The organism is Kitasatospora sp. NPDC088742, from assembly GCF_055584905.1.
This window is the reverse complement of the sequence record NZ_JBVJLD010000005.1, coordinates 45718-69255: the sequence shown is the minus strand read 5'-3', so window position 1 is coordinate 69255 and position 23538 is coordinate 45718. Positions and strand designations below refer to the sequence as shown.

The window sequence follows — 23538 nt, the reverse complement described above, 5'->3', positions numbered from 1 at the left end:
GGTCTCGTCGCGCAGGTCGTCCAACAGGGCGGTGGCATCGGCCACGGAGGGCTCCTCGGTTCAACGGCGGGCGGAAGCGGCGGCGCGGGTGGGCCAGGGGGAGGGGAGCTGCGGAGGGGTGAGAGGGGTGAACGGCAGCACGTGCAACTGGCTGATGGAGCCTCGGTCGCGGGTGAGTGGCCCTCCGCCTCGCGCAGTTCCCCGCGCCCCGGGGTGACCAGGTGCCGGTCGGTCTCAGTTGATCTGCCGGTCGCGTCCCGCCCAGTAGGGCTCGCGGAGCTTGAACTTCTGCAGCTTGCCGGTCGTGGTCCGGGCCAGTTCGGTGCGGAACTCCACCGAGGTCGGCGCCTTGTACCCGGCCAGCCGCTGCTTGCAGTGGGCGATCAGCTCGGCGGCCAACTCCTCCTCGGGGGTGGTCACGCCGTCGCGCCGGACCACCAGCGCCTTGACCGTCTCGCCCCACTTGGTGTCCGGCACGCCGATCACCGCGACCTCGCCCACCGCCGGGTGGGCGTAGAGGCAGTCCTCCACCTCGATCGAGGAGACGTTCTCGCCCCCCGTGATGATGACGTCCTTCTTCCGGTCCGAGACGGTCAGGTACCCGTCCGTCAGGGTGCCGCCGTCGCCGCTGTGGAACCAGCCGTCCCGGATCGCCTCCGCCGTCTCGGCGGGCTGCTGCCAGTAGCCGGTCATCACGGTGTTGGAGCGGATCAGCACCTCGCCCTCCTCGTCCACCCGCAGTTCGGTGCCGATCGAGGGCGACCCCTGCCGCACCAGCCGCTCGGCCCGCTCCAGCGGCGGGAGGTCGTCCCACTCGGCCCGGCCGCGGTTGACGGTGGCGATCGGGGAGGTCTCGGTCAGGCCGTAGATCTGCATGAACTCCCAGCCGAGCTCCTCCTCCACCCGCTGCACCACGGAGGTGGGCGGCGGCGCCCCGGCGACGATCATGCGGACCCGGTCCCGGCCGGGCACCGGCCCGTCCCACTCGGCGGCGGCCGCCAGCACCGAGGCCACCACGGCGGGGGCGCCGCAGAGGAAGGTGACGCCGTGCCGCTCGATCCGGCGCAGGATCTCGGCGCCGTCCACCTTGCGCAGCACGATGTGCTGCGCGCCGAGGCCGGTGAGGGCGAACGGCATGCCCCAGCCGTTGGCGTGGAACATCGGCAGGGTGTGCAGGTAGACGTCGCGGTCGTTGGCGCCGAAGTGCAGGCCCATCAGCACCGCGTTCAGCCAGAGGTTGCGGTGGGTGAGCTGAACACCCTTGGGGCGGGCGGTGGTTCCGCTGGTGAAGTTGATCGTCGCGGTGTCCGACTCGGCGATCTCGTACCGCACCGGCTCGCGGTCGAAGTCGTACAGCAGGGCGTCGCTCTCCGCGCCCAGGACGAAGCGGTGCTTGACCGCCACGCCGGCCAGCGCCTCGTCCAGCTCGGGGTCGATCAACAGGGCGCTGGCACCGCTGTGTTCGACGATGTAGGCGACCTCCTCGGCCCTCAGCCGGAAGTTCACCGGGACCAGGACGCGGCCGTGCCCGCTCACCCCGTAGAGCGAGGTCATCAGGCGGGCCGAGTTGTGGGAGACGATCGCCACCCGCTCACCCGGCCCGATGCCCAGCCGGTCCAGCCCGGCGGCCTGGGCACGGGCCAGCTCGGCCACCCGCCGGTACGTCAGGTCGCCCCAGGAATCGGCGGGTTGGAGGGGTTCGTCGACGACCCCGATCCGGTCGCCGTAGACCGTCTCGGCCCGCCGGAGGAAGTCCATCACGGTCAGTGGAGTCTGCATGGGGCACACTCTGCCGCGCCGACCGTCACGCCGACCAGAGGGCGTACCCCGAACGGCACACCGTCCCTCCAGCCCCGAGGGTCACTCCCGCGTGCCTCCCGCCCGACTCCCGCGTCACTCCTCGGGAAGCAGGCCGAGCTGGGACATGAACTCCAACTGGTCGAAGTAGAGCCGGTACTCGACGATCCGCCCGTCCCGCACGGTGGCGAGGTCGCAGCCGCGGATCCTGATCTCCCGCTGGGTGGGCGGCAGTTTCGAACCGTCCGGCATCGTCAGCGGCCCGGTGTTGCGGCCGGTGTAGTAGCCCTCGTCGATCGCGGTGTCCCCGGCCTCGTACGCGGTGACCGCCTCGAAGCGGGCGTCGGGGACCGACTCCGTCATGTCCCCGAAGTAGTCCACCAGGGCCTTGCGCCCCCGGAGTTCGGGCTGGTCCGGGGTGGACCCGACCACGTCCTCGGCGAAGCACTCGCCGAGGGCCTCCAGGTCGGCCGTACCGGTCACCGCAGCGGTCAGGCGGTCCATGAGCTCGCGTGCCTCGCCCATGGCGACCACCTCCTCGGTCGTGACGGAAGGTGCTCCCATTCTCCTCCCGGGACGGCTGCCGGGCCCGGTGCCAGACTGGGACGGTGGGGGCCGGACGGCGGCGGGGGAGGAACGGCGAGGGAAGGCCCGATGGACACCGGTACGCGGGTGGACGTCAGCGCGCTGCGGCGCGGGTTCCGAGGACGGCTGGTCCGGCCGGGAGACCCGGAGTACGAGGAGGGCCGCCGGATCTGGAACGGCTCGATCGACCGGCGCCCCGCCCTGATCGCCTACTGCGCCGACCCGGCGGACGTGGCCGCCGCCGTCCGCTGGGCGGCCGCCCGCCACCAGGACGGAGCAGGCCTGCCGGTCGCGGTCCGCAGCGGCGGGCACAGCTTCTCCGGCCAGTCGCTCTGCGACGGCGGCATCGTGATCGACCTCTCCGGGCTGCGCCGGATCACGGTCGACGAGGAGGCCCGCACCGTCCGCGCCCAGGCCGGGGCGCTGCTCGGCGAGCTGGACGCGGCCACCCAGCGGCTGGGGATGGCCGTCCCGTCCGGGATCGTCACCCACACCGGCCTGGCCGGGCTGACGCTGGGCGGCGGGATCGGCTGGCTGATGCGCAAGTACGGACTGACGGTCGATCAACTGCTCGGTGCCGAGCTGGTCACCGCCACCGGCGAACTGGTCCGGGCCGACGCCCGGGAGAACCCGGAGCTGTACTGGGGGCTGCGCGGCGGCGGTGGCAACTTCGGGGTGGTCACCGAGTTCGAGTACCGGATGCACCCGGTCGGGCCGACCGTGCTGGCCGGGCCGCTGTTCTGGCCGGTGGCCGACTCGGCGCGGCTGCTCCGCTTCTACCGGGAGTGGATCGAGGAGGCGCCGGACGAGCTGACCACCGCCGTGGTGCACCGCACCGCGCCCCCACTGCCGGAGCTGCCGCCCGAACTGACCGGGCAGCGGGTCGTGGTGGTGATGTGCTGCTGGGCCGGCGACCCGGAGGAGGGCGAGCGGGTGCTGCGCCCGCTGCGCCGCTTCGGCCCGCCGGCCGCCGACCTGTGCCGCCCCAAGCCCTACCTGGAGCACCAGGCCTCGCTGGACCCGTCCTTCCCGGCCGGGCGCTGGTACTACTTCAAGTCCTGCGACGTGGCCCGGCTCTCCGACGAGGTGATCGAGGTGACCGCCGAGCACGCGGCGCGGATCGCCTCGCCGCTCACCAGCTTCCCGATCTTCCAACTCGGCGGTGCCATCGCCCGGGTGGGCGAGGACGAGACCGCCTTCAGCGGCCGCGGCGCCGGGCACACCTTCAACATCAACGCCACCACCGCGGGCCCCGAGGGCTTCGAGGAGGAGCGGGCCTGGTCCCGGGGTCTCTGGCAGGCGCTCGCCCCGCACCACACCGGCGTCTACGTCAACTTCCTGATGGAGGAGGGCGAGCAGCGCGTCCGGGAGGCCTACGGCGAGGCGAAGTACCGCCGGCTGCGGGAGCTCAAGCGCGCCTGGGACCCGGGTAACCTGTTCCGGCTCAACCAGAACATCCGCCCGAATCCGCCCGACTGAGGAGCCATCAGGTGCAGCAAGCGTCCTGGGCCGAACTGACCGCCTACCGTTCCCGGCTGCGGGGCTGCCTGCTCGGCGGAGCGATCGGGGACGCGCTGGGCAACCCGGTGGAGTTCCACTCGCTGGACCGGATCCGGGCCGAACACGGCCCGGCCGGGGTCACCGGGCTGCTGCCCGACCACGAGGGCGTGACCGGCCGGATCACCGACGACACCCAGATGACGCTGTTCAGTGCCGAGGGCCGGTTGAACGGCTACCGCCGGGCCCGGGACCGGGGCATCACCGGGGCCGAGGGCGAGCTGGTGCTGGACGCCTACCTGCGCTGGCTGGACACCCAGGACTTTCCGGCCCCGCCCCCGGCCGAGGGCCTGCGGCACCGGGTCGGCGAGCTGCGGCAGCAGCCCTGGCTCTACGCCCGCCGCGCCCCCGGCAACGCCTGCCTCTCCGGCCTGCGCACCCCGCAGGCCCCGCACCCCTACGCGAAGCTCACCGGCATCCCCGGCCCGGTCAACCCGGACTCCAAGGGCTGCGGCACCGTGATGCGCTCGGCGCCGTTCGGCTTCACCCTGCAGGGCGCCGAGCACTCCTTCCAACTGGCCGCCAACTGCGCGCAGATCACCCACGGCCACCCCACCGGCTACTACGCGGCGGGGGCCTTCGCCGCGATGATCAGCTTCCTGCTGGACGGCGAGTCCCTGCCGGGCTCGGTGCTCCGCACCCTGGAGCTGCTGGCCCGCTACCCCGGGCACCAGGAGACCTCCACCGCGCTGCGCCGGGCGGTCGACCTGGCGGAGGAGGGCGAGGCGAGCGCGGAGCAGCTGGAGCGGCTCGGCCAGGGCTGGGTGGCGGAGGAGGCGCTGGCCATCGGGGTGTACGCGGTGCTGGCCCGGACGCGTCCGCAGAGCTACAGCTACGGCCAGGGCCCCACCGTCTGCGACCCCTCGCCGGCCCGCACCCCGATCGAGGCCGCCTTCCTGCTCTCCGTCAACCACTCCGGCGACAGCGACTCCACCGGCTCCATCGCCGGGAACCTGCTGGGCGCCCACCACGGTGACGTCCGCCTCCCGCTCCACTGGCTGACCCGGATCGAGGGCCGGGCGGTGATCGCCCAGGTGGCCGACGACTTCGCCGCCGAGGTCCGTCCGGGGGAGAGCCGCCCGTGGCAGCACTGAGCACCGGCGCCGGGGAGGCGCGTACGGCGGCTGGGGGAGCTCCGGCGCACTCGTGCGGGTGGTGCCGGGGGTGATCGCTCCGCCGGGCGGGTGACGGGGGCTCATGGGGCGGGCGGGGACTGCCGATTCAGGTGGAGTCCCGTACCGACCTCGGAGGACTTCATCATCATGCGTACGACTCTTGCCAAGATCACCGCTGCCGCCGCCATCTGCGGCTGTGCCCTCGTCATGGGCGCGGGTGTGGCCTCGGCCCACGGCCACTGCCGCCACTCGCACGGTTCGCTGGCCGTCGGCGGCAACGCCGTGACCGTGGGCGATGGCGCCGCGATGGCGGTCGGCGGTGACGTCGACGCCGCCGGTGACGCGGGCGCGGTGGGCGGCGACGCCATGGGCGGCGGCGAGGCCGGTGCGGTCGGCGGCGACGCCAAGGGCGGCGAGTTCGCGGGTGCCGTGGGCGGCGACGCCTGGGCCGAGGGCCCGGCGGCCGCGGTCGGCGGCGACGCCGAGTCCCTCTGCGACGACGCCTTCGCGGTCGGCGGCGACGCGATGGGCTTCTGAGCCCCGGTGAACGGAGCCTGAGCACACGTCGGCGGGGCCCGGCCGGTGATCCGGCCGGGCCCCGCCGCGGTCTGCGGACGGTCCGTCAGGTGGCGGAGCCGGCCGCCGCGCCGGTCCTGAGGTCGGCGCCCCAGCGGGCCAGCTCGGCGTGCAGGTCGAGCGAGCGCATCCCGGCCCCCTCCTCGGCGGAGGGCCACTGCTCGCGCGGCACCCGCCACATGACCTCGAACTCGATGCCGTCCGGGTCCTTGGCGTAGAAGGACTTGGAGACCCCGTGGTCGGTGGCGCCGACGATCGAGCCGGTGTCGCTCAGCCGGGTGGCGATCTCGGCCAGCTCGCCGAGCGTGCCGACCTCCCAGGCCAGGTGGTAGAGCCCGACGCTGCCCCGGGCGGGGGAGGGGGCCTGCTCGCCGACCGCGAAGAGGCCGAGGTCGTGGTCGTTTAGGGTGTCCTCGGCGCTCAGGAAGGCGGCCCGGCCGGGGATCTCGACGTCGACCTTGAAGCCGAAGGCGTGGGTGTAGAAGGCGACCGAACGGGCCACGTCGCGGACGTAGAGCACGGCGTGGTTCAGGCGACGGACCGGCATGGGGAGCTCCTCCTCCGAAGTGGTTCAAATTTGAACCTGACATACCTCACGGTACACCTTGGTTCGAATTTGAACAACCGATAGAATCGGCGGTATGGACGAGCCCAGATGGTTGGACGATGAAGAGATGGCCGCCTGGCGGGGCTTCGTGGTCGCCAGTAATCTGGTCGAACGCCGCCTGGAGCAGCAGCTCAAGGAGAGCGCGGGCCTGTCCCACACCCAGTACGAGATCCTCAGCCAGCTCTCCGAGGCCCCCGGCCGCTCGCTCCGGATGACCGACCTGGCCGACCGCCTGGTCACCTCCAAGAGCGGCCTCACCTACCAGATCACCCAGTTGGAGAAGGCCGGGCTGGTCGGCCGCCGCTCCTGCTTCAGCGACGTGCGCGGCGTCTTCGCCGAGCTCACCGAGCACGGCTGGCAGGTCCTGCGCGAGGTCGCCCCGGGCCACGTCGCCACCGTCCGCGCGGCCCTGATCGACCTGCTCACCCGGGAGCAGTTGGCGGTGCTGGCCGAGGGCCTGGGCACCGTCAGCGCCCGGCTGCGCGCCGCCGACCGCTGACCCGCGCGGATCCCCTGACGCCCTGACGTACCGAGGGGCCCGCCGGCGCGGTGTCGCGCGGACGGGCCCCTCGGCGGGAGTGCGGTGGATCAGGCGGTGGCGAGGGAGATCTCGGTCGACTTGATCAGGGCGACCACGGTCGAGCCGGCCGCGAGGCCGAGGTCGGCCGCGGCGTCGGCGGTGATCGCGGCGGTCAGCTCGCCGCCCTCGACGGAGACCTTGACGCCGGCCATCGCCGGGCCGGTGGTGACCTCGGTGACGGTGCCGGCCAGCTGGTTGCGGATGCTCAGACCGGCCACCGGGGCGGTGGCGAGGGCGACCTCAGTGGACTTCACCAGGGCGCGCACGGCGCTGCCCTCGGCCAGGCCGAGCTCCTTGACGGCGTCCACGGTGATCGCCGCGGTCAGGTCCTGGCCGCCCGCGAGGCGGACCTTGACGGTGGCCATCACGGCGCCGGTGGTGACCTCGGCGACGGTGCCGGTGAGCTGGTTGCGGATGCTGAGCGACATGGGATGCCTTGCTTCTCGACGGGGATGCGGAGACGGTCCGCCCGGGTCGTGCCACGACCAGTCTAGATGGGTGTCGGTGCAGGTCAGATGGGTTGCGCAGGTGCGAGCATGACGGGTCGTCAGGCTCGCAGCTGCGAGCTCAGGGGAGGGTGACGGCGCGCACGCAGAGCACGTCCGGGAGGTGGGAGGCGAGCAGCCGCCAGCTCTCGCCCTCGTCGGCGGAGCCGTAGACCTCGCCGTTGCGGTTGCCGAAGTAGACGCCGGCCGGGGAGGCGTCGTCGGTGCAGAGGGCGTCGCGCAGGACCACGCCGTAGTGGTCCTCGCCGGGCAGGCCGGTGGCCAGGGGGTGCCAGGTGGAGCCCGCGTCGGTGGTGCGGAAGACGCGGCAGCGGCGGTCCACCGGGAGGCGGGCGTAGTCGGCGTCGAGCGGGAAGAGGTAGGCGGTGCCGCCGTGGTGCGGGTGGGCGGCCAGGCCGAAGCCGAAGGTGGCGGGGAGGTCGGTGCCGATGTCCTGCCAGTGGCCGCCGCCGTCGTCGCTGCGGTAGACCCCGCCGTGGTTCTGCAGGTAGAGGCGGTCCGGGTCGGCCGGATCGGCGGCGACCTTGTGCACGCACTGGCCGAACTCGGGGTACTCGTCCGGGAGGAAGGAGGCCCGGATGCCGGTGTTGGAGGGCTGCCAGCTCTTGCCGCCGTCGGTGGTGCGGTAGACCCCGCCGGTGGAGACCGCGACAGTGACGGCCTCCCGGTCCCGACGGTCCGTCAGGACGGTGTGCAGCCCTTGGCCGCCGAAGCCGGCCGCCCACTCGGAGCGCTGCGGGTGGGACCAGAGGTTCTCGTCCAGCGCGAAGCTCTCGCCGCCGTCCTCGGAGCGGAACAGGGCGGCCGGCTGGGTCCCCGCGTAGACCACGCCGGGGGCCTCCTCGCCGGCCGGGTGGAGCTGCCAGACGCGCTCCAGCGAGGTGCCGGTGTGCTCGGGGAAGCGGACGGCCGGGGTGGAGGGCTCGTGCCAGTTCGCGCCGAGGTCGTCGGACCACCAGACGGACGGGCCCCAGTGGCTGCTGTCGGCGCCCACCAGGATGCGCGGGCGGGCCGGGCGGCGGTCCACGGCCACCGAGTAGATCGCGTTCATGGCGAAGTGCGGGCCGGTGAAGTCCCACTCGCGGCGGTCGCGGCTGCGGCCCAGGAAGAGGCCCTTCTGCGTTCCGACGGCCAGCAGTGACTCGGTCATGGCGTACCACCTGGGGGTGAGGTCGTTGGCGGCGCCAGTCTGCTCCGGGTGGAGGGTGGCCGCACGTCAGCGCGCCGGGAATCGGGGAGAACGGTCGATGGTTTATGATTCAACAAGAACGCGAGAGGAGCAGTACCGATGGCCACCATGACCGACGTCCGCCGCGCGGCCGACCGCTTCCACACCGAGGCGGGCTGGCTGGACTCCCGCCACTCCTTCTCCTTCTCCCGGCACTGGGACCCGGCCAACACCCACTTCGGCCTGCTGCTGGTCTCCAACGACGACGTGGTCGCCCCCGGCACCGGCTTCGACACCCACCCGCACCGGGACATGGAGATCGTCACCTGGGTGCTGGAGGGCGGCCTGGTGCACCAGGACTCTGAGGGGCACAACGGCGTCATCTACCCGGGCCTGGCCCAGCGGATGAGCGCGGGCGCCGGGATCCTGCACAGCGAGAAGAACGACTCCTGGACGCTCACCGGGCAGCCCGAGCACCGGGACCCGGTCCGCTTCGTCCAGATGTGGGTCATCCCGGACGCCGCCGGGATCGCCCCCGGCTACGAGCAGCTGGACATCAACGACCAGCTGGACCAGGGCGGTTGGGCCACCCTCGCGTCCGGGATGGGAAAGCACGCCAACCAGCGGGCGATCGGCATCCGGCAGAAGCACGCCGCGCTGCACGTGGCCCGGCTGCGCCCGGAGGAGACCGTGGGCACGGCCACCGCGCCGTTCGTCCACCTCTTCGTGGCCAGGGGCGAGGTCGCCCTGGAGGGCACCGGCCTGTTGCACGAGGGCGACGCCGCCCGGATCAGTGCCGCCGAGGGGCAGCGGATCACCGCCGGGGCGGCGGGCGCCGAGGTGCTGATGTGGGAGATGGACGCGGCGGTCAGCTTCTCCTGACGGCAGGTCAGGGGCGGTCCGGGGCTGAGGTCAGAGCCCGCCGGTGGTGAGGGCCCGGGAGTCCGGCACGCGACGTGCGGGCACCCGGGCCGCCCGCCGTTCGCCCGTGAGCAGTTCGAACGCCCACTCGGCCGACATCAACGCGCCCTCCTGCCAGCCGGGCAGGGCGGAGACCTGGTCGCCGATCACCAGGAAGGCGTCCCCGCCCTGGGGGTACATCAGGGTGGTGTAGAGGTGCTTGTGGGACGGGTCGGCCGGGCGCCAGTCGGCCCAGGCACCGAGCTGGTGCGGGACCTTGTGCCAGGCGACGGAGAGTGCCAGCTCGCCCGGCACCACGGTGGTCGAGGCGAACTCGTCGTGCAGTCGGGCGGCGGCCGACCTGGCACTGGTGATCCGCTCCTCGTGGGAGCGGTCGCCGAAGGTCTCGGCCGTCCCGTAGGAGTTGTAGGCCCCGGTCAGGGTGCCCTTCCCGGTGGCGGAGAAGTAGTCGTTGGAGGGGTACCAGATCTGCCGGACCTCGTGGTCGATCCAGCTGATGCCGCCGTAGATCTGGTACCGCTCGGACTCCCAGAACCGCCGGTTGGCCTGCCAGCCGACCTTGCAGGCGGGGGCGAACGGGGTGTCCCGGACGGCGGTGCGGAAGTCCTCGGTGACGCCGGTCAGGGTGACCCGGCGGTGGAGCACCGGCAGCGGGACGTTGCTCAGGCAGTGGTCGAAGCGCTGCTGCCGCTCGGTGCCGCCCTCGGTCCAGCCGACCACCGCCCCGTCGCCGTCCAGGCGGATGCTGTGCACCGGGCAGTCGAGCTTGAGCACGCCGGCCGGCAGCGCGGCGGCGGCCGCCCGCCAGATCGAGTCCATGCCGCCGACCGGCTGGAACGAGGTGGTGTGCCAGTGCAGCTCGCTGTCCTGGTAGAAGCCGTGCTCCCAGAAGCGGCTGCCGAGCAGATCGGCCAGCGCGAGCGGGTCGACCGGCTCCTCCTGCTGCGGGACGGAGGGGCGGACGGCCAGGCCGGAGCGGGTGGAGCCGTGGTAGCGGCGGTCCTCCGGGGCGAGGGCGCCGAACTCCACCAACAGCTCGGCGAACCGCTCCCGCTGAGCGGGCGTCAGCCCGTCGGTGCTCTGGTCGCCCCGCTCCAGGGCCCTGTGCAGGTGCTCGGCGACGTACCCGCGGGTGTCGTTGGCGATCCGGCGGTTGGGCTTCGGGGTGCCCTGCCAACTGCCGTCGGTCTGGAACAGGTTGGCCGTGCTGGTGTGGACGTACGGCTCCAGCGGGACCGCGAGGGTGCGGCAGAACTCCAGCACCCGCTGGTGGTGGTAGGGGATCCGGCCGGCGCCGAGGTTGAGGTAGAGGCCCTCGTCGAACTGGCAGGTCAGGGAGCGGGTGGAGCCGTCGGCCCAGGACTCGGTGATCCGGTCCCCCGGGCGGGCGGTGAGGGTGCGTCCGCCGACCCGGCCCTGGGCCTCCAGCACCGTCACCCGGTACCCGGCCCGGCCGAACCGGAGGGCGGCGGCCAGCCCGGCCGGGCCCGCGCCGAGCACCGCCACCGTCCGCCCCTCGCCGGCCCGGCCGGGGGAGCGGCGCGGGGGAGTGGCGGCGGTGGCCGGGGCGGCCCCGGTCATCACCTGGGCCAGGGTGGCGGTGGCGGCGACCGCCCCGGCCAGGCCGAGGAAGGCACGGCGGTCGGGGGCGTGCTCTCGGATGCGGTCCGGGGTGCGGTCCGGACGGTCCATGGGTGCTCCTGGGGCTGACGGGTCGGCGGGGCCGTGCAGTCCTTGGGTAGCACACGAAGCAATCGGCGGTCCTCCGGATACGGAGGACCGCCACCCCGGAGGGTGATAGGTCGTCAGATGGGCTGGTAGGACGGTCAGTCCGCGGAGTCGCGGAGCGCCTCCAGCAGGCGCAGCCAGACCTCGCTGACCGTCGGGTACGCCGGGACGGCGTGCCAGAGCCGGGCCACCGGCACCTCGCCGACCACCGCGACGGTGGCCGAGTGCAGCAGCTCCGCCACCCCGGGGCCGACGAAGGTCGCGCCGACCAGCACGCCCCGGTCCAGGTCCACCACCAACCGGGCCTTCCCCCGGTAGTCGTCCACGTAGAGCGAGGCGCCCGCGACGGAGCCCAGCTCCTGGTCGACCGCGCGCACCCGCAGCCCGGCCCGCTCCGCCTCGGCCAGGCTCAGGCCGACCGCCGCCGCCTCCGGTTCGGTGAAGACCACCTGCGGCGCCCCGGCGGTGTCCGCACTCGCCGCGTGCGCGCCCCAGCGGGAGGTGTCGATCGGTTCGCCCGCCGCCCGGGCGGCGATGGCCGCGCCCGCGATCCGGGCCTGGTACTTGCCCTGGTGGGTCAGCAGCGCCCGGTGGTTGACGTCCCCGGCCGCGTACAGCCAGCCGCCCGGCACGTCCGTCACCAGGCAGGAGTCGTCCACCGTCAGCCAGCTGCCGGGCTCCAGCCCGACGCCGGCCAGCCCGAGGTCGTCGGTGCGCGGCGCCCGGCCGGTGGCGTACAGCACCTCGTCCGCCGCCACCGAGGAGCCGTCGGCCAGGGTGAGCGTCACCTCCGTGCCCTGCCGGGCCAGGCGCACCACCTCGGTGCCCAGCCGCAGGTCCACCCCGGCGGCCCGCAGTCCGTCCGCCACCAGCTCACCGGCGAACGGCTCCATCCGGTCCAGCAGCGTGCCGCCGCGCACCAGCAGGGTGACCCGCGAGCCGAGCGCCCGCCAGGCGGTGGCCATCTCCACCGCCACCACCCCGCCGCCGACCACCGCCAGCCGGCCCGGCACCTTGGCCGAGCTGGTGGCGTCCCGGCTGGTCCACGGGTGGGCCTCGGCCAGCCCCGGCACCGGCGGCAGCGAGGCGCGCGAGCCGGTGCAGACCGCCACCGCGTGACGGGCCGTCAGCACCCGGGTGCCGTCCGGCGTCTCCACCTCCACCCGCCTCTCCCCGGCCAGCCGGCCGTGGCCCCGGACCAGGTCGATCCCGGTCTCCCGCAGCCAGGTCACCTGGCTGTCGTCGTGCCAGTGCCAGGTGAACTCGTCCCGACGGGCCAGCACCGCCGCCGCGTCCAGCTCCCCGGTCACCGCCTCCCGCGCGCCCGGCAGGGCCCGGGCGTGGGCCAGCGCGTGGGCCGGGCGCAGCAGCGCCTTGCTCGGCATGCAGGCCCAGTACGAGCACTCGCCGCCGATCAGCTGACTCTCCACCAGCACCGTGCTCAACCCCGCCGCCCTGACCCGGTCGGCGAGGTTCTCGCCGGTCGGCCCCCCGCCGAGGACCACCACGTCGTACTGCTCCGCCTCGCCCGGCATCCCTGCCCCGCTCTCCTCGAACCGCTGTCCTCGAACCGCTGTCCTCGGACCACCCGCTACGGGCCCCATCCTGCGGCCGCCGGGCCACCCGGGCCAGTGCCGTCGGCGGTGTGTCGCCGACCGGGCGAGAGGGTGGGAGGCCGGACGGGAAAACCGGAGGCGACCGGGGAAGGGGCTCTGGCATCATCCTGGTCCGTGTCCATAGCAACCAGCTGCCCGAGCTGCACGACCGAGCTCCCCGCCGACGACCGCTTCCCGGTCTGGTGCCACGCCTGCGAGTGGAACCTGGTGCCACCCCGGCCGGAGCCGGACCGGTCGGCGAAGCGCCGCCGCCGGGCGGCGCGGCAGCGGGCCCGCGAGGAGCGCCGCGAGCAGGCGGTGCGGCAGCGGACGGAGCGGCTGTACCGGTCGCTGGAGGCCGGTGACGGCACGGTGCACGACCGGAGCTGGCTGATCGCCGCGGCCCTGGCGGGCGCGGTGCACCTGGTGACGCTGACCGTGGTGCTGGGCTCGCTCTGGTGGGTGGTGACCGGGACCCTCCCGATGCGGCTGGCCGGCTGCCTGGGCCTGCTGATCGGATTCCTGCTGCGCCCGAGGTTCGGCCGGATCAGGGCCGACGAATCCTTCCTCACCCGCGCCGAGGCACCCCAGCTGTACGCCTTGGCCGACCGGGTCGCCGCGGCGGTCGGCGCCCGGCCGGTGGACCACATCCGGGTCACCGACGAGTTCAACGCCTCCTTCGGCCGGGTCGGCCTGCGCCGCCGCAGCGTGCTGGAGATCGGACTGCCGCTCTGGGCGGTGCTGTCCGCACCGGAGCGGGTCGCCCTGCTCGGCCACGAGTTCGGACACGACGTCAGCGGGGACCACCGGCGCGGGCTCTGGCTGCACTCGGCCCTGTCGGCCCTGCGGAGTGGCACCTGCTGACCCTGGACGACGAGACGCCCGCCGAGGACGGCCTGGTCAACCTGGTCCAGGCCCTGCTGCTGGTGCCCAGGCTGCTGCTGCAGCTCCTGACGGAGCGTCTGCTCCTCCTGATGGACCGGCTGACCAGCCGCTCCGGCCAGGGCGCCGAGTACCGGGCGGACCGGCTGGCCGCCGCCGTCACCTCGCCCGCCGTCGCGAAGGACATGCTCGCCGCGATGCTGCTGGAACCGACCGTCGAGACCGCGGTGACCCGGATCCGCAACCGGTCGCGGCTGCGGACCAGCCGTCCCGGGCGGGGCGAGGGCGGCCAGGCGGTGGCCGGGCTCTGGACCGAGCTGGCCGGGCTGGCCGGCGGACTCACCCCGCGCGAGCGGGAGCGCCGACTGCGGCTCGGCGCCCACGAGTTCGCCGCCGTGGACGCCACCCACCCGCCGACCCACCTGCGGATCGCGCTGCTCGCCCGTCCGGTCGAGGGGCGCCCGGTGGCCTTCGGCCGGATCGAACAGGAGAAGGTGGAGGCCGAGCTGGCCCCGGCCCGGGCGCGGGTCGGCGGGCAGCTGCTGGACGGCTGACGGGCCGCGTCCCACCGGGCGGTCCCGTTCCGTCGCAGGTCAGGCGTTGTGCTTTCGGTACGGAATTCGAAGGCACGGCGGGTGGCCGGGTGGCTAGGGTGCCGTGGTGACGGTCGAGAGAACTGGTCCGGGGGAACCGGACGTGCGCGGTGCGGGGCGGTACCTGTGGTGGTTGGTGGCGAGCCAGCCGTGGCGGGTGACGGCCGGTGCGCTCTACAGCTCGGTGTGGCTCGGGGCGCTGACGATGATGCCGTACGCGCTCTCCCGGGCGGTGGACGACGGCCTGAAGGCGGGCAGCACCGCGGCGCTGGTCGGTTGGGCCCTGGCCTTCCTGGTGGTCGGGGCGGTCAACTCGGTGATCGGCGCCTACCGGCACCGCACCATGACCAAGGTCCGGATGGACGCCACCTTCCGCACCACCCGGGTGGTGGTCCGTCAGGCCGTCCGGCTCGGCGGTGAACTGCCCCGGCAGACCGCCACCGGCGAGGTGGTGACCATCGGCGTCTCCGACGTGCAGCGGATGAGCCAGACCCTCACCTTCTCCGGCCCCGGCGTCGGCGCCCTGGTCGCCTACCTGCTGGTGGCCGGTCAGCTGCTGCGGATCTCCTCGCTGCTGGCCCTGCTGGTGCTGCTCGGCGTCCCGGCACTGGCCGTGCTGATCGGCCCGCTGCTGGCCCGGGTCCAGAAGGCCGAGGCCGGGTACCGGGAGCGGCAGGGCGAGGTGACCGCCCGGTTCGAGGACCTGAGCGGCGGCCTGCGGGTGCTCAACGGCCTCGGCGGCAAGGAGGAGTTCGCGGCCAGGTACGCCCGGGAGTCCGGGCGGCTGATGGCGGACGGCTTCCGGGTCGGCCGGGTGGCCAGCTGGATCGAGGCGCTCGGCAGCGGCCTGCCGCTGCTCTTCCTCGGCGCGGTGACCTGGGTCTCCGCCCGGATGGCGGCCGAGGGCTCCATCACGGTCGGCGAGCTGGTGGCCGTCTACGGCTACACGGCGGCGCTCACCGTGCCGGTCTACTTCCTGATCGAGGGCGGCCGGGACCTCACCCGGGCCCTGGTCGCCGCCCGCCGGACGGTCGACTTCCTGCGGCTGGAGCCCCGCCCCGACGGCGCGGCCACCCCGGCCCCGGCCGGGCCCGCCCCGCTGCGGGACGAGCTCTCCGGCGTCGAACTCGCCCCCGGCCGCCTGACGGTGCTCGCCGCCGACGGCACCGCCGAGGCGCTCGCGGTGGCCGACCGGCTGGCCCGGTTCGCCGATCCCGGGGAGCCGGGCGGCAGTTGGGACGGCCGCCCGCTGGAGGAGTACGCGCTGTGCGCCGTGCGCGGGCGGATCGTGCTGGCCGACAACGAGGCGGCGCTCTTCGCCGGGCCGCTGCGCGAGGTGCTGGCGGGCCGCCGGGAACCGCAGGACCAGGAGCTGCTGGCCGCCCTGGAGGCCGCCTCGGCACTGGACGTGCTGCGCGGACTGCCCGGCGGACTGGACTCGCCGATCCGCTCCGAGGGCCGCAACCTCTCCGGCGGCCAGCGCCAACGGCTGCGCCTGGCAAGGGCGTTGATCGCCGAGCCCGAGGTGCTGATAGCCGTCGAGCCCAGCTCCGCGGTGGACACCCACACCGAGGCGGCGATGGCGGCCGGCCTGCGCGCCTTCCGGGCAGGGCGCACCACCCTGGTGATCAGCAGCTCTCCGCTGCTGCTCGACCTGGCCGACACCGTGCTCCACCTGGTGGACGGCCGGGTCGCGGCCACCGGCACCCACCGCGAACTGCTGCGCACGGCACCGGCGTACCGGGCCCTGGTGGCCCGCGACGAGGAGGAGCCCGCGGCGGACGCGTCCTACGGAGTGGCGGACCTGCCCGCACCCCGTACCGCCACCACCACCGCCGCCGTCACCGCCGCCGCCGTCACCGAGGAGGCCGCCCGATGAGCGCCGACCATGCCCTGCCCATCGCCTCGCCCCGTCGGACCCGGCAGGCGGCCGGAGCGCTGCTGCGCCAGGACGGCCGGGCGCTCGGCACGGTGATCGCCTTCAACGGACTGGCCGCCGCGGTCGGCCTGGCCGGCCCCTGGCTGCTCGGCCGGATCGTCGACCGGGTGGTGGCCGGCGGCGGGGTCGCCGAGGTGGACCGGCTGGCGCTGGCCGTGGTGGTCTGCGGCGTGGTGCAGCTCCTGCTGACCCGTCAGGCCGTCCACCAGGGCTACAAGGTGGCCGAACGGACCGCCGCCCGGCTGCGCGAGCAGCTGGTGGACCGGGTGCTGGCCCTGCCGCCGACCGTGGTGGAGCGGGCCGGGACGGGCGATCTGACGACCCGTGGCACCACCGACGTCGCGGCCGTCGGCTCCACCCTGCGGGACGTCGTCCCGGAGATGGCGGTGGGGATCTTCCAGGGGCTGTTCATCCTGGTCGCGATCTTCCTGGTAGACCCGCTGCTCGGGGCCTGCAGCGTGCTCACCCTCTCCGGCCTCTGGTTCGCCGCCCGCTGGTACCTGGCCCGGGCCCGGGACGCCTACCTGGACGAGGGCGCCGCCAACTCCGCCGTCGCCGAGGTGCTCGGCACCACCGCCGCCGGCGCCCGGACGGTCGAGGCCCTCGGCCTGGAGGATCGCCGCACGGCCGCGATGGAGAGCGCGATCGAGACCTCCCGGGTGGCCCGGCTGCGCACCCTGCTGCTGCGCAGCTTCTTCTTCCCGATGGTGGACACCTCCTACGTGGCCCCGGTGACCGCCGTGCTGCTGGTCGGTGGAGCCCTGCACGCCAACGGCTCGGTGGGCATCGGCGCGGTGGTCACCTGCGCGCTCTACCTGCGGCGGCTGGTCGACCCGCTCGACACGATCATGCTGCGGCTGGAGCAGCTGCAGAGCAGCGCCGCCTCCTTCGCCCGGGTCGAGGGCGTCGCCACCGCCCTGGCCGAGGACGCCGCCGCCGGCACCGGGACGGACGCCCGCCCGGCCCACCAGGGGATCGAGGTCAGCGGCGTCCGCTACGCCTACGAGGGCGGCCAGGACGTGCTGCACGGGGTCGACCTGACGGTCCGTCCGGGGGAGCGGCTCGCGGTGGTCGGCCCGTCCGGCTCCGGCAAGACCACGCTGAGCCGGCTGCTGGCCGGGATGGACCGGCCGAGCGGCGGCTCGGTGCTGGTCGGCGGCGTGCCGGTGGCCGACCTGGACCCGGAGCTGCTGCGCCGCGAGGTGGTGCTGGTCACCCAGGAGCACCACGTCTTCCTCGGCACCCTGCGGGACAACCTGCGGATCGCCGCGCCCGCCGCCGACGACCGGGAGCTGGCCGAGGCGCTGGCGGCGGTCGGCTGGACGCACGGGCTGCCGGACGGTCTGGACACCGAGCTCGGCCCGTCCGGCCACCGGCTGAACGGCGCCCAGGCCCAGCAGCTCGCGCTGGCCCGGGTGGTGCTGGCCGATCCGCACACCGTGATCCTGGACGAGGCCACCGCGCTGCTCGACCCGACGGCGGCCCGGGCCACCGAGCGGGCCCTGGCGGCGGTGCTCAAGGGCCGCACGGTGATCGCGGTGGCTCACCGGCTGCACACCGCGCACGACGCGGACCGGGTGGCGGTGATGGCCGACGGCCGGCTGACCGAGCTGGGCAGCCACGAGGAGCTGGTCGCCCGGGACGGCGCGTACGCGGCGCTCTGGCGCTCCTGGCAGCAGAAGTGACGCGGCGGCGGACCTGACGCGAGGAGGCCGGGGCCCCGATCCGGGGCCCCGGCCTCCTGACGGTCCGTCGGACGTTCAGCGCACCCGGCGCACCCAGAGGAAGCAGAAGCCGACCAGCAGCGCGGCGGCCACCAGGCAGAGCCCGGTCTGGGTCCAGAGCATCGGCCACTGCTGGGCCGGCGGGTGGAAGAGCACGTAGGCCCGGTCGATGGTGTCCGGGTGGGCCTGGCAGCCCGGGTCCATGCAGAGCAGCCGGCCGTCCTCCATCATGCTGGGCTGCCAGTTGTAGAGCTCGGTGACCGAGATCCCGTCGACGGTGCGGTAGCCCCGGTCCACGATGTCCGACTCCAGCGGGGAGTGCGCCGGGAAGTCGACCTGGAGCAGCCGGGTGACCAGGCCGGACTTGGGTGGCAGGACGGTCAGGTTGACCGGGGCGACCGCCTCCCGCGCCGGGGCGAACAGGTAGCGCAGCTGGTCCACCGCCAGCCGCAGGCCCACGGTGAGCACGGCGGTGACGGCCATCGAGGCCACCACCCGGCGCACCACCAGGCCGACGGCGGCGCCGATCGCCAGGCCGAGCAGGCAGAAGCCGACCGTGGCGGGCCCGGTGGTGGTCCGGCTCATCCAGGTGAACCAGTGGTAGTAGCCGGGCACGCCGAGCCGTCCCTCGACCACCCGCTCGAACCAGGTGGAGACGCCCGCCAGCAGCAGGGAGCCGAGCAGGGTCAGGGCGAACGGGGCGGCGAGCCGCCCGGCCAGCCAGCGCGAGCGCGAGACCGACTGGGTCCAGGCCAGCCGGTAGGTGCCGGACTCGAACTCGCGGGCCAGCAGCGGTGCCCCGACGAACAGCCCGAGCACGGCCGGGAGGGCGAACAGCGTCCAGCCGGTGGCGACCACGCCCCGGGACCACCACATCGACAGCTCGGTCGAGCGGGCGCGCACGGCCGCGCACTCGGGCGGGAAGTAGACCTCGTTGCAGCCCTGGAGGCCGTTGGCGGTGACCCAGGAGTCGATCCGCCACCCGAAGTAGAGGACCCAGGCACAGACCAGCAGCAGCACGGCGCCGCCGGTCAGCAGGGTGGTCCGCTCCTGACGCAGGCTCAGCCAGGCCGTGCCGCGCAGCGAGGGACGGGGGAGGACGGCGGTGCTCAACGGACCGTCACCTCCTCGCGGGGGGTGGCCGCGGCGGTGCCGGGGGCGCGCAGGTGGGCGAGCAGGAGTTCCTCCAGGGTGGGTTCGCCCAGGTCCCAGTCCGGGTCGACCGGGCCGGTGGGGCGGATCATCGCGGTGGCCTGACGGCCCGTCCGGCGGAGCTCGACCAGCTGGTGGGCGGCGAGCGCGGGCGGGGTGCCCTCGCCCTCGTGGGCGCCGACCACCTTGCGGTGGGCGGCGAGCAGCTCGTCCACCTCCCCGGCCAGCCGGACGCTGCCGTCGCGCAGCAGCAGCACGTGGTCGCAGACGCCGTCCAGCTCGGCCAGCACGTGCGAGGAGATCAGCACGGTGGTGCCGTGCTCCACGGCCTGGGCCAGCAGCAGGCCGGTCAGCTCGTGCCGGGCCACCGGGTCGACGTCGGCCAGCGGCTCGTCCAGCAGCAGCAGGTCGGGCCGCTTGCCGAGGGCCAGCGCCAGGGCGACCCGGGTGCGCTGGCCGCCGGAGAGCGAGCCGACCCGGGCGGTGGGAGCCAACTTGCCCTGCTCCAGGATGAGTTCGGCGGTCTTCTGGTCCCAGGCGGGGTTCAGCTCGCGGCCCATCCGGAGGGTGTCGGCGACGGACAGCCGGGGGTAGAGCGGCTTGTCCTGGGCCAGCAGGGCGATCCGGCGGCGGCCCTGGTCGGTGCCGGGCGCGTGGCCGAAGACCTCGACGGTGCCGGTGGTGGGGGCGAGCAGCCCGGCGGCCAGCGCCATCAGGGTCGACTTGCCGGCCCCGTTCGGGCCGACCAGGGCGGTGATGCGCCCGGCCGGGAGGCTCAGCTCGCAGTCCCGCAGGGCCCAGCCGCGCCGGTACTTCAGCCCGAGGCCGGTGGCCTTCAAGGCCGGTATGTCCTGCGGGAGTTGCACTTCGGTGGGGTGGTTCACCCGGGCTCCTCGGCGGTGCTGGTCCTGGTGCGTGTGCTGGTGATCGGTGGGGCGGTGCCGCCCGGGCTGCCGAAGCCGGAGTCCAGTGCGGTGGTGACGACGGCCTCGACGTCCTCCCGGTCCAGCCCGGCCTCGCGCGCTCGCCGGACCCAGCCGGCCAGTTCCTCGTGCAGCGCGGAGTCGGCGACCGTCTCGGGCTTGGCCAGCGAGCGTCGGACGAAGGTGCCGACCCCCCGCCGGCTGTCGACCAGCCCGTCCCGTTCCAGCTCGCGGTAGGCCTTGAGCACGGTATTGGGGTTGATCGCCGTGGCCTCCACCACCTCGCGGGCGGTGGGGAGTTGGTCGCCGGGGCGGAGCACGCCCAGCCGGAGGGCGCGCTTGGTCTGCTCCACGATCTGGAGATACGGGGAGAGCCCGCTGTGCCGGTCGATGAGGTACTCGACCAAGTGCCTGACCTTCATTCCACTAGTTATCTAGGGAAATCCTGCCCAGTCGGAAGGGCAGACGTCAAGTACCGCCCTTGACAGGCCGGAACGCCCTATGATCACCATTCCACTAGTTAACTAGTGGAATGGTGATCAGATGAACCTCGCCCTGCTGGAGCGGCGGCCCGGCCGGTCCGCCGCCCCCGAGTCCGAGGCGCGGCGGTGGCCGGTGCCCGGCCCGAACGGGACGGCGCTGGCCGTGACCGTGCTGTTCGCCGTGGTGTACGCACTCGTCTCGGTCACCCGGCACCGCCGGATGCTCAGCGCCGCCTTCGACCTGGGGATCTTCGAGCAGGCCGTGAGCGCCTACGCCCAGGGCCGGCTGCCGGTGGTCGAGCTCAAGGGCCCCGGCTACAACCTGCTCGGCGACCACTTCCACCCCGTGCTGGCCCTGCTCGCCCCGCTCTACCGGCTGGCCCCGGGCCCGGTCACCCTGCTGCTGGCCCAGGCGGTGCTGATGGCGCTGGCCTGTCTGCCGCTCACCCGCTGGGCCTGCCGGACGGCCGGGCGCCGGGCCGGCCTGCTGATCGGCCTGGCCTTCGGCAGCTCCTGGGGCATGGTCTCGGCGGTGGCCTTCGACTTCCACGAAATCGCCTTCGCCGTACCGCTGTTGGCGTTCACCGTGGAGGCGCTGGCGGCCCGGAGGTGGCGGGCCGCGGTGCTCTGGGCGCTGCCGCTGGTGCTGGTCAAGGAGGACCTCGGGCTGACCGTCGGCGCGGTCGGCGGCTACCTGCTCTGGCGCGGCGACCGCCGTGCGGTGCGCTGGTGCGGGCTGGCGCTGCTGGTGCTGGGCCCGGCGGCCACCGCGCTGGAGACGCTGGTACTGCTGCCGCTGGCCAATCCGCACGGGGTCTTCGACTACTGGAACCAGGTGCCGGGCGCGACGGCCTCGACCGGCCTCTCGGCGCTCGTCCCGGTCTGGCCGCCGGTGAAGTGGCTGCTGCTCTTCATGCTGGCCGCCCCGGTGGCGTTCGTCGGGGTCCGTTCGCCGCTGGTGCTGCTGGCCCTGCCCACCCTGGCCTGGCGCCTGATGGGGGCCAACGAGCACTACTGGGAACCGTCGTACCACTACAGCGCGGTGCTGATGCCGGTGCTGTTCGGCGGTCTGGTCGACCGACTCGGCCGGCCGGGACGACAGGGCCGGGTGCGGCGGCGGGTGCTGGCCTGGGTGGCGGTGTTCGCCGCCGTCTGCGCGGTGGCCTACCCGCTGCGCGACCTGGTGCTCCCCGGTGGCTGGACGCCGAACGCGCACGTCCGGACGGCCCACCGGCTGCTGGACCAGGTGCCGGACGGCGTCACCGTGGCGTCCAGCAACCGGCTGAGCCCGCTGCTGGTCTCCCGGACCACCGTCAGTCTGGCCTGCCAGGGCGGCCCGGAGGTGGCCGATCCGCCGCAGTGGGTGGTGATCGACCGCACCGACCCGACGGTGAAGAGCCCCTGCCCGGAGGCCCGCACCCTGGAGCGGCTGGCGGCGTACCGGGCCGCCGGCTACCTGACGGTGGCCGAGGAGGACGGCGTCATCGTGCTGCGACGTCCGTGAACTCGGACTCCTGGACGGTGGGTTGAGCGGTCATCAGGCGCTGGGGCCGGCGCACCAGCAGGTAGCCGAGCCCGGCCAGGGTGACCAGGCCGACGCCGAGCAGCGCGGCCCAGACCTGGTACCAGGGGGCGCCGGGCGGGGCCAGCACCGCGCGCGGCCAGCAGATGTTGACCACCTCGAAGCCGGTCCAGAGCACCGCCAGCAGGTTGACCGCGGTGCCCCAGCGGCCGAGCGAGAAGGCCCCGGCCGGGCGCCAGGTGCCGCGCAGCCGGGCGGTCAGCGCGGTCAGGCAGAGCAGGAAGAACGGCAGGAAGGTGGCCGCGCTGCCGAAGGTGATCAGGCTGCCGATCGCGGTGGACTCCAGGCCGAGCGGCAGCGCGGCGGCGCTCACCAGGGTGGCCGCGACCAGGCCGCCGATCGGGGCCTGATGGCGGTTCACCTTCCGGATCTGCCGGGAGAACGGGAACACCCCGTCCCGGGCCAGCGAGTACAGGCCGCGGGCGGCGCCGCCCTGGGAGGCCATCAGGCAGGCGGCGAAGCTGACCAGGACCACCACGACGAACGGCTTGGCGGCCCAGCCGCCGAAGCCGGTCACCACGGCGGTGGTCACCGGGTCGAGGTCCTCGCCCGCCACCACCCGGGCCGGGTCGGGGTGGGCGAGCGCCACCGAGACGGCGTTCAGGATCACCACGGCGCCCACGCTCAGCAGCGCCCAGCGCATCGCGCGCGGCACCTGGCGGGCGGCGTCCTTGGTCTCCTCGGCGGTGGAGACGCAGGCGTCGAAGCCGATGAAGGCCCAGCCGCCGACCGCCACCACGGCCAGCAGCCCGGCCAGGCCGCCGGTGCCGGTGGTCACCGAGGCGCCGAGGTCGTCGGTGAGCAGGGCGAAGCCGTGCTGACGGAAGAACAGCAGCAGCGCCAGGCCGACCAGGACCGAGGCCACCGTCTCGGCCACGATCCCGGCGCTGACGAACCAGCGCAGCAGGTTGATCCCGTAGGCGTTGACCAGCAGGCAGGCCACGGTGAACACGGCCGCGGTGAGCACCAGTTGGGGCGGGGTGGGCACCGCGTCGAAGAGCGCGAAGAACCAGGGCGCGGCCAGGTAGGCGACGGTGGTGTTGGCGAACATCACCGCGAACTGCCAGAGCCAGCCGCTCAGCCAGGCGAAGCCGGGTGAGGCCAGCCGCCGGGCCCACTGGTAGGCCCCGCCGGCCAGCGGCCACTGCGAGGCCAGCTCGGAGTAGACGCCCACCACCAGCAGCTGCCCGAGCAGACACACCGGCAGGGCCCAGACCCAGGCGCCGCCGCGCAGGCTCATGCCCACCTGGGCGACGGCGTAGAGCCCCACCACCGGGGAGACCACGGCGAAGCCCATCGCCACGTTGCCCAGCACGCCCAGGCTGCGGCGCAGCTCCTGGCGGTAGCCGAGCGCGGCCAGTGCTTCGCTGTCCGTGCCGGGGATGTCATCGGTCATCGGGAACCGCCTCGCCCTCATAAAACTAACTTTGTTAGTCGGTGACCGTAGCCGCCCGCCGCGAGGGAGGGAAGGGGCGAGATGCGACTGTTATTGGTAGTTGACACATGACAGCGATGGTTGTCACCAA

At 74.0% G+C, this 23538-nt stretch carries 21 protein-coding genes; 10 read left to right on the top strand and 11 right to left on the bottom strand.

Annotation, left to right across the window (positions count from 1 at the left end):
• Nucleotides 1-234: 234 nt before the first annotated feature.
• Together ACZ6ZR_RS07065 and ACZ6ZR_RS07060 are read right to left on the bottom strand one after the other, a co-directional pair.
• Nucleotides 235-1779: an AMP-binding protein gene (locus tag ACZ6ZR_RS07065; RefSeq protein ID WP_465640202.1), complete on the bottom strand. Its 1545-nt coding sequence runs from the start codon at nt 1777-1779 to the stop codon at nt 235-237.
• Nucleotides 1780-1893: 114 nt separating this feature from the next.
• Nucleotides 1894-2322: an ester cyclase gene (locus ACZ6ZR_RS07060; RefSeq protein WP_465640445.1), complete on the bottom strand. Its 429-nt coding sequence runs from the start codon at nt 2320-2322 to the stop codon at nt 1894-1896.
• A gap of 129 nt (nt 2323-2451) precedes the next feature.
• Here ACZ6ZR_RS07060 and ACZ6ZR_RS07055 point away from each other — a divergent pair, with 129 nt between their 5' ends.
• The 3 genes from ACZ6ZR_RS07055 (at nt 2452) to ACZ6ZR_RS07045 (ending at nt 5591) form a co-directional block, all read left to right on the top strand.
• Entirely contained in the window at nt 2452-3861 is a 1410-nt protein-coding gene (locus tag ACZ6ZR_RS07055) for an FAD-binding oxidoreductase (RefSeq protein WP_465640200.1), read from the top strand.
• 11 nt (nt 3862-3872) lie between these two features.
• Nucleotides 3873-5033, top strand: a complete 1161-nt coding sequence (locus tag ACZ6ZR_RS07050; RefSeq protein WP_465640198.1) for an ADP-ribosylglycohydrolase family protein — start codon at nt 3873-3875, stop codon at nt 5031-5033.
• A 168-nt stretch (nt 5034-5201) separates the two neighbouring features.
• Nucleotides 5202-5591 carry a hypothetical protein gene (locus ACZ6ZR_RS07045; protein ID WP_465640196.1) on the top strand — a complete coding sequence of 130 codons (390 nt, stop codon included), beginning with the start codon at nt 5202-5204 and terminating at the stop codon, nt 5589-5591.
• Between the two features lie 85 nt (nt 5592-5676).
• Here ACZ6ZR_RS07045 and ACZ6ZR_RS07040 read toward each other — a convergent pair whose 3' ends face one another.
• Nucleotides 5677-6177 (bottom strand): VOC family protein, encoded by a 501-nt coding sequence (locus tag ACZ6ZR_RS07040; protein WP_465640194.1) that lies wholly within the window; start codon nt 6175-6177, stop codon nt 5677-5679.
• 94 nt (nt 6178-6271) lie between these two features.
• Here ACZ6ZR_RS07040 and ACZ6ZR_RS07035 point away from each other — a divergent pair, with 94 nt between their 5' ends.
• Nucleotides 6272-6736 (top strand): MarR family winged helix-turn-helix transcriptional regulator, encoded by a 465-nt coding sequence (locus tag ACZ6ZR_RS07035; RefSeq protein ID WP_465640192.1) that lies wholly within the window; start codon nt 6272-6274, stop codon nt 6734-6736.
• Between the two features lie 89 nt (nt 6737-6825).
• Here ACZ6ZR_RS07035 and ACZ6ZR_RS07030 read toward each other — a convergent pair whose 3' ends face one another.
• Together ACZ6ZR_RS07030 and ACZ6ZR_RS07025 are read right to left on the bottom strand one after the other, a co-directional pair.
• Nucleotides 6826-7245, bottom strand: a complete 420-nt coding sequence (locus ACZ6ZR_RS07030; RefSeq protein ID WP_465640191.1) for a TOBE domain-containing protein — start codon at nt 7243-7245, stop codon at nt 6826-6828.
• A gap of 139 nt (nt 7246-7384) precedes the next feature.
• Nucleotides 7385-8473, bottom strand: a complete 1089-nt coding sequence (locus ACZ6ZR_RS07025; RefSeq protein WP_465640189.1) for a WD40/YVTN/BNR-like repeat-containing protein — start codon at nt 8471-8473, stop codon at nt 7385-7387.
• Nucleotides 8474-8611: 138 nt separating this feature from the next.
• Between ACZ6ZR_RS07025 and ACZ6ZR_RS07020 the strand changes: the two genes are divergently transcribed.
• Nucleotides 8612-9373, top strand: coding sequence for a pirin family protein (locus tag ACZ6ZR_RS07020; RefSeq protein WP_465640187.1), 762 nt, complete (start codon nt 8612-8614; stop codon nt 9371-9373).
• Nucleotides 9374-9403: 30 nt separating this feature from the next.
• On the opposite strand, the gene ACZ6ZR_RS07015 is transcribed toward ACZ6ZR_RS07020, so the two are convergent.
• Entirely contained in the window at nt 9404-11104 is a 1701-nt protein-coding gene (locus ACZ6ZR_RS07015; RefSeq protein WP_465640185.1) for a flavin monoamine oxidase family protein, read from the bottom strand.
• A gap of 134 nt (nt 11105-11238) precedes the next feature.
• Entirely contained in the window at nt 11239-12675 is a 1437-nt protein-coding gene (locus ACZ6ZR_RS07010) for a dihydrolipoyl dehydrogenase family protein (RefSeq protein ID WP_465640183.1), read from the bottom strand.
• Between the two features lie 195 nt (nt 12676-12870).
• On the opposite strand from ACZ6ZR_RS07010, the gene ACZ6ZR_RS07005 reads away from it, so the two are divergent.
• From ACZ6ZR_RS07005 to ACZ6ZR_RS06990, 4 genes are all read left to right on the top strand, one after another.
• Nucleotides 12871-13599: a M48 family metallopeptidase gene (locus tag ACZ6ZR_RS07005; RefSeq protein WP_465640182.1), complete on the top strand. Its 729-nt coding sequence runs from the start codon at nt 12871-12873 to the stop codon at nt 13597-13599.
• A 62-nt stretch (nt 13600-13661) separates the two neighbouring features.
• The gene (locus ACZ6ZR_RS07000; RefSeq protein WP_465640180.1) at nt 13662-14171 is read left to right on the top strand and encodes a hypothetical protein; all 510 of its coding nucleotides are present in this window, start codon (nt 13662-13664) and stop codon (nt 14169-14171) included.
• 106 nt (nt 14172-14277) lie between these two features.
• Complete coding sequence (locus ACZ6ZR_RS06995) at nt 14278-16089, top strand: ABC transporter transmembrane domain-containing protein (protein WP_465640178.1); 1812 nt, start codon at nt 14278-14280, stop codon at nt 16087-16089.
• On the top strand, nt 16086-17834 hold the full coding sequence (locus ACZ6ZR_RS06990; RefSeq protein ID WP_465640176.1) for an ABC transporter ATP-binding protein: 1749 nt from the start codon (nt 16086-16088) through the stop codon (nt 17832-17834). Before ACZ6ZR_RS06995 ends, ACZ6ZR_RS06990 begins: the two co-directional genes overlap by 4 nt.
• Nucleotides 17835-17909: 75 nt before the next feature.
• On the opposite strand, the gene ACZ6ZR_RS06985 is transcribed toward ACZ6ZR_RS06990, so the two are convergent.
• Genes ACZ6ZR_RS06985 through ACZ6ZR_RS06975 form a run of 3 tightly spaced genes read right to left on the bottom strand, consistent with a single transcriptional unit; the run spans nt 17910 to nt 20370 of the window.
• Nucleotides 17910-18986 (bottom strand): ABC transporter permease subunit, encoded by a 1077-nt coding sequence (locus tag ACZ6ZR_RS06985; RefSeq protein WP_465640174.1) that lies wholly within the window; start codon nt 18984-18986, stop codon nt 17910-17912.
• On the bottom strand, nt 18983-19909 hold the full coding sequence (locus ACZ6ZR_RS06980; RefSeq protein ID WP_465640172.1) for an ATP-binding cassette domain-containing protein: 927 nt from the start codon (nt 19907-19909) through the stop codon (nt 18983-18985). Before ACZ6ZR_RS06980 ends, ACZ6ZR_RS06985 begins: the two co-directional genes overlap by 4 nt.
• Nucleotides 19906-20370 (bottom strand): GntR family transcriptional regulator, encoded by a 465-nt coding sequence (locus ACZ6ZR_RS06975; protein WP_465640170.1) that lies wholly within the window; start codon nt 20368-20370, stop codon nt 19906-19908. Before ACZ6ZR_RS06975 ends, ACZ6ZR_RS06980 begins: the two co-directional genes overlap by 4 nt.
• A gap of 121 nt (nt 20371-20491) precedes the next feature.
• Between ACZ6ZR_RS06975 and ACZ6ZR_RS06970 the strand changes: the two genes are divergently transcribed.
• Nucleotides 20492-21934 carry a DUF2079 domain-containing protein gene (locus ACZ6ZR_RS06970; protein WP_465640168.1) on the top strand — a complete coding sequence of 481 codons (1443 nt, stop codon included), beginning with the start codon at nt 20492-20494 and terminating at the stop codon, nt 21932-21934.
• On the opposite strand, the gene ACZ6ZR_RS06965 is transcribed toward ACZ6ZR_RS06970, so the two are convergent.
• Nucleotides 21912-23408: an APC family permease gene (locus ACZ6ZR_RS06965; RefSeq protein ID WP_465640166.1), complete on the bottom strand. Its 1497-nt coding sequence runs from the start codon at nt 23406-23408 to the stop codon at nt 21912-21914. The two genes, ACZ6ZR_RS06970 and ACZ6ZR_RS06965, sit on opposite strands and share 23 nt — an antisense overlap.
• Between the last annotated feature and the right edge of the window lie 130 nt (nt 23409-23538).

Excerpts from the sequence above, each read along its gene's own strand:
- ACZ6ZR_RS07065 (WP_465640202.1), bottom strand. The coding sequence starts at position 1,779 with ATGCAGACTCCACTGACCGTGATGGACTTCCTCCGGCGGGCCGAGACG.
- ACZ6ZR_RS07060 (WP_465640445.1), bottom strand. The coding sequence starts at position 2,322 with ATGGGCGAGGCACGCGAGCTCATGGACCGCCTGACCGCTGCGGTGACC.
- ACZ6ZR_RS07055 (WP_465640200.1), top strand. The coding sequence starts at position 2,452 with ATGGACACCGGTACGCGGGTGGACGTCAGCGCGCTGCGGCGCGGGTTC.
- ACZ6ZR_RS07045 (WP_465640196.1), top strand. The coding sequence starts at position 5,202 with ATGCGTACGACTCTTGCCAAGATCACCGCTGCCGCCGCCATCTGCGGC.
- ACZ6ZR_RS07040 (WP_465640194.1), bottom strand. The coding sequence starts at position 6,177 with ATGCCGGTCCGTCGCCTGAACCACGCCGTGCTCTACGTCCGCGACGTG.
- ACZ6ZR_RS07035 (WP_465640192.1), top strand. The coding sequence starts at position 6,272 with ATGGACGAGCCCAGATGGTTGGACGATGAAGAGATGGCCGCCTGGCGG.
- ACZ6ZR_RS07030 (WP_465640191.1), bottom strand. The coding sequence starts at position 7,245 with ATGTCGCTCAGCATCCGCAACCAGCTCACCGGCACCGTCGCCGAGGTC.
- ACZ6ZR_RS07025 (WP_465640189.1), bottom strand. The coding sequence starts at position 8,473 with ATGACCGAGTCACTGCTGGCCGTCGGAACGCAGAAGGGCCTCTTCCTG.
- ACZ6ZR_RS07020 (WP_465640187.1), top strand. The coding sequence starts at position 8,612 with ATGGCCACCATGACCGACGTCCGCCGCGCGGCCGACCGCTTCCACACC.
- ACZ6ZR_RS07015 (WP_465640185.1), bottom strand. The coding sequence starts at position 11,104 with ATGGACCGTCCGGACCGCACCCCGGACCGCATCCGAGAGCACGCCCCC.
- ACZ6ZR_RS07010 (WP_465640183.1), bottom strand. The coding sequence starts at position 12,675 with ATGCCGGGCGAGGCGGAGCAGTACGACGTGGTGGTCCTCGGCGGGGGG.
- ACZ6ZR_RS06990 (WP_465640176.1), top strand. The coding sequence starts at position 16,086 with ATGAGCGCCGACCATGCCCTGCCCATCGCCTCGCCCCGTCGGACCCGG.
- ACZ6ZR_RS06975 (WP_465640170.1), bottom strand. The coding sequence starts at position 20,370 with ATGAAGGTCAGGCACTTGGTCGAGTACCTCATCGACCGGCACAGCGGG.
- ACZ6ZR_RS06970 (WP_465640168.1), top strand. The coding sequence starts at position 20,492 with ATGAACCTCGCCCTGCTGGAGCGGCGGCCCGGCCGGTCCGCCGCCCCC.
- ACZ6ZR_RS06965 (WP_465640166.1), bottom strand. The coding sequence starts at position 23,408 with ATGACCGATGACATCCCCGGCACGGACAGCGAAGCACTGGCCGCGCTC.